The sequence below is a fragment of the Roseomonas sp. TS2 genome, from assembly GCF_058833935.1.
On the sequence record NZ_JCACVY010000267.1, the window covers coordinates 1 to 4,298 of the forward strand.

4 protein-coding genes are annotated in these 4,298 nt (G+C 73.8%); 3 read left to right on the forward strand and 1 reads right to left on the reverse strand.

Features of this window, described 5'->3' with window-relative positions; all coding sequences use genetic code 11:
• Positions 1–624 (forward strand): EF-hand domain-containing protein (locus ACZJYS_RS22970; protein ID WP_493180451.1); only part of this gene is annotated, 624 nt, incomplete at its 5' end.
• A gap of 76 nt (positions 625–700) precedes the next feature.
• Positions 701–2,482: a methyl-accepting chemotaxis protein gene (locus tag ACZJYS_RS22975; protein ID WP_493180452.1), complete on the forward strand. Its 1,782-nt coding sequence runs from the start codon at positions 701–703 to the stop codon at positions 2,480–2,482.
• Between the two features lie 25 nt (positions 2,483–2,507).
• Here ACZJYS_RS22975 and ACZJYS_RS22980 read toward each other — a convergent pair whose 3' ends face one another.
• Positions 2,508–3,758 (reverse strand): UbiH/UbiF/VisC/COQ6 family ubiquinone biosynthesis hydroxylase, encoded by a 1,251-nt coding sequence (locus ACZJYS_RS22980; protein WP_493180453.1) that lies wholly within the window; start codon positions 3,756–3,758, stop codon positions 2,508–2,510.
• Positions 3,759–3,953: 195 nt separating this feature from the next.
• Between ACZJYS_RS22980 and ACZJYS_RS22985 the strand changes: the two genes are divergently transcribed.
• Positions 3,954–4,292, forward strand: a complete 339-nt coding sequence (locus ACZJYS_RS22985; RefSeq protein ID WP_109516504.1) for a P-II family nitrogen regulator — start codon at positions 3,954–3,956, stop codon at positions 4,290–4,292.
• Positions 4,293–4,298 lie beyond the last annotated feature (6 nt).

Below are 4,298 nucleotides of genomic sequence, written 5' to 3' on the forward strand. Positions count from 1 at the left end.
GGCTGGACGGTGGGCACCGGCCGTGGCGCCGAGGCGCCGCGCATCCTGCTGCGCGGCGACGCCACGGCGCTGCAGACCGCCGAGCCGGACGCCAAGCTGCGCGACGACCGCCTGCCCGGCGACACCCCGCTCGCCGCCTGGAGCCGCTGCGCCGCGCCGCCCCCCGCCCTGGCCGCGCTGCATGGCGAGGGCCTGGCGATGCTCGGCACGCTGGAGGTGCTGGAGGCGGCCTGCGGCGGCCCCGGGGCCGGCAGCGCCGGCTGCCTCGCCGCGCTGGTGGCGGAGGGCGATGTCTCGGGCGACGGGCTGCTCTCGGTGGCCGAGATCGCCCGGCTGGTGCGCGGCATGACCTGGGTGATGGCCGCCGCCGAGGATGCCTCGCCGGAGGGCGTGCTGGCGGCCGGCGGCGGCGGCCTGCTGGCCGGCGTCGCCATCGGCCGCTTCGCCATGGAGAGCCTGGACTATGACGGCGACGGCCGCCTCTCCGCCGCCGAGCTGGGCCAGGACCGCACCGCCCTCACCCGCAGCCTGGGCGCCGAGGGCGGCCGGCCGCTGCGGCTGGAGGGCGTGCAGGAAGGCATCGGCCTGCTGCGCGGCCTGCTCGACGGGGTGACGGCCCCCTGAGCGGGCGCGCCGCGCTTTAGAGAATCTTCGCCCGCGCGGCCCTAGGAAGGACATTCCTCCTTCAAGGGAACAGCGGATGCTCTCCTGGCTGCGGCCGCCCGAAAGCGGCGACCAACCCGACGCCTCGCCCGAGGGCGGCACCCTCGGCGCCCTGGCCCGGCAGGCCCTCGAGCAATGCATCATCGCCGTCGTCTCGATCGACGCGCAGAACAACGTCACCTTCTTCAACGCCGCCGCCGAGCGGCTGTGGGGCTACGCCGCCACCGAGGTGCTGGGCCGCAACGTGCGGATGCTGGTGCCGAAGGCGATCCAGCCGCAGCACGACAGCTTCGTGGGCCACCACCACGACACCGGGGAGGACCGCATCGTCGGCACCTCGCGCGAGGTCGAGATCCACCGCAAGGATGGCAGCGTCATCTGGGGCAGCCTTTCCCTCTCGCGGCTGCGCACGCCGCAGGGCACCGGCTACACCGCCTTCGTGCGGGACGTCTCGGCCGAGCGGGCGGTGCGCGAGGGCATGCGGCAGACGCTGGAGCAGGCGCTGGACGCGGTGGTGACGATCGACGAGCACAACACCGTCACCTTCTTCAACCCGGCGGCCGAGCGGCTCTGGGGCTACGCCGCCGCCGAGGTGGTGGGCCAGAACGTGCGGATGCTGGTGCCGAAGGCGATCCAGCCGCAGCACGACAGCTTCGTGAACCGCAACCGCGCCACGGGGGAGGACCGCATCGTCGGCACCGCGCGGGAGGTCGAGATCCATCGCAAGGATGGCAGCGTCATCTGGGGCAGCCTCTCCCTCTCGCGCATCCGGCTCGATGACGGGCGGCAGACCTACACCGCCTTCGTGCGCGACGTGCATGAGGAGGTGCAGCGGCGCGAGCAGATCCGCCTGCTCTCCATGGTGGCGGACGAGACGGACAACTCTGTGGTCATCTGCGGCCCGGACCGGCGCATCCGCTACGTCAACAACGGCTTCACGCGGATGACGGGCTACAGCGCCGCGGAGGTGCTGGGCCGCATCCCCGGCTCCTTCCTGCAGGGGCCGCAGACCGACCCCGCCACGGTGCAGCGCATCCGCGCCGCGCTGCAGGCCGGCCGGCCGGTCCAGGACGAGATCCTCAACTACCACAAGGATGGCAGCAGCTACTGGATCAGCCTGGCGATCAACCCTGTCTGCGGGGCGGATGGCGCGCTCAGCGCCTTCATCTCCATCCAGGCCAACGTGACCGAGACGAAGCAGCGCGCGCTCAGCTTCGACCAGAAGCTCAGCGCCATCTGCGCCACCACCGCCGTGGCCGAGTGGTCGCGGCAGGGCGAGATGCTCTCCGCCAGCGACCAGCTCCCCGGCCGCCTGTGCCTCAACCAGGTGCTGGACGGCGCGGCGCAGGCGGCGGTGATGCGCGGCGAGACGCTGCGGCGCGAGATGCCCTGGCCCGGCAGCGAGCCCGCGCTGTGGCTCGACGCGGTGTTCAGCCAGCTGCGGGATTTCAGCGGCGCGGTCAGCGGCATCCTGATGTGCGGGGTGGACGTCACCGCGCGGCGCGTCACCGTGCAGAACACCGAGGCGGCCATGCAGGAGGCGGCCGCCTCCTCCCGCCGCATCGGCCAGATCAGCGGCACCATCAACGGCATCGCCGCGCAGACCAACCTGCTGGCGCTGAACGCCACCATCGAGGCCGCCCGCGCCGGCGAGGCCGGGCGCGGCTTCGCCGTGGTGGCGCAGGAGGTGCGGCAACTGGCCAACAGCTCCGGCCAGGCGGCGCGCGAGATCCGCCAGCTGGTGGACGAGACCACCGGCCGCATCGAGGTGCTCGGCCAGTCGATCCGCGCCCTCAACAGCAGCAGGCCGGAAAGCTAGGGGGGCCGGCTTCCCCGGCCCCGCCTCAGGCGCCGCCGGGGCGGCCCAGCATCAGGCTGCCGGTCAGCGGGCCGAAGCCCATGGCGCGGCGGGCGAAGAAATCCTTCAGCCGCGGCATCCGCTCCACCGCCCCCATGCCGAGGCGGCGGGCCAGCCGCAGCGGCGGCAGGCTGTTGCCGAACAGCCGCTCCAGCGCGTGGGTGGCGCCCAGCATCAGCAGCGCGTCCGGCCGGCGCCGCGCCTGGTAGGCGGCGAGCAGCGCCGGGCCGCCCGGGTCCTCGCCGCGCGCCAGCGCCTGCGCCACCAGCTCGGCCAGCGCCGCCACGTCGCGGAAGCCGAGGTTCAGCCCCTGCCCGGCGATGGGGTGGATGCCATGCGCCGCATCCCCCACCAGGGCCAGGCGCGTGTCGGTGTAGCGCAGCGCGTGCATGGCGGTGAGCGGGTAGGACCAGCGGCGGCCGATCGGCGTCACCTTGCCCAGGTGGTCGCCCATGCGGCGCTGGATCTCGCGGCCGTACTCGGCATCGGGCAGGGCCAGCACCCGCTCGGCAATGGCCCGCTTCTCCGACCAGACGATGGCCGAGGCGTTGGGGTGCTCGGCCGTTGGCGCCAGGGGAAGCTGGGCGAAGGGGCCGTTGGGCAGGAACTGCTCCAGCGCCTCCTGCCCGTGCGGCCGCTCATGCGCCACGGCGCCGACGATGCCGGTCTGCCGGTAGTCCAGCGTGGCGGCGCCGATGCCGGCCTGCCGCCGCAGCGGGCTGCGCCGCCCCTCGGCCGCCACCACCAGCCGCGCCGCGATGGTCTCGCCGGTGGAGAGGCGGATCTCGGCGCCCTCCGGGGTGCGCGTCACCTCGGCGCGGGCGGGGGCATGCACGCTGAGATGCGCCAGCGCGCCCATGCGCGCGTTCAGCGCCATGCGCAGCGCCCGCGCCTCCACCATCCAGCCGAAGGGGCCGGCGCCGGTCTCGGCGGCGTCGAAATGCAGCGCCAGGCGGCTCGGCGCCTCGCCCGGCAGGCCGTCGGCGCAGCGGATGCGGGTGATGGGGCCGGGCGCCCAGGGCAGCAGCGGCCACACCCCCGCCGCCTCCAGCAGGTTGCGGCTGGTGAGCGCGATGGCATAGGCGCGGCCGTCGAACTCCGGCAGCTCCATGGGTGGCAGCGGCGCGCTGTCCACCACGGCGGCGGGCACGCCGCCGGCGGCCAGGGCGGCGGCCAGCGTGGCCCCCACCGGCCCCGCGCCAATGATGCAGACCGCGACCTCGATGCGTTTCGTCATGCCGCCCATTCTGCCCCTTCGCGCCCCGCTCCGAAAGCCGCCGGCGCTGAAACGCCGCGCTTCCGTTGGATGCAGCTGCCCAATTCCTGGGCAGATGGGGTCGCGTCGCGGGGCCGCAAGCCTTGCGGGGGCGTGTGGCACGGCGCTCGCATTGGGGAGAGCAGCCACGCGGAAGTAACGAGGGGACCGCAGCGCATGAAGCTGGTGATGGCCGTCATCAAGCCTTTCAAGCTGGACGAGGTGCGCGAAGCGCTCACCCCGCTCGGCGTGCAGGGGCTGACCGTGACCGAGGTGAAGGGGTTTGGCCGGCAGAAGGGCCAGACCGAGATCTACCGCGGCGCGGAATACCACGTGTCCTTCCTGCCCAAACTGAAGATCGAGGTCGCGGTGCCGGCCGACATGGTCGACGCGGTCGTGGAGGCGATCGCCACCACCGCGCGCACCGGCAAGATCGGCGACGGCAAGATCTTCGTGCTGGACGTGGAGCGCGCGCTGCGCATCCGCACCGGCGAGACCGACGATTCGGCGCTGTGACGCCTC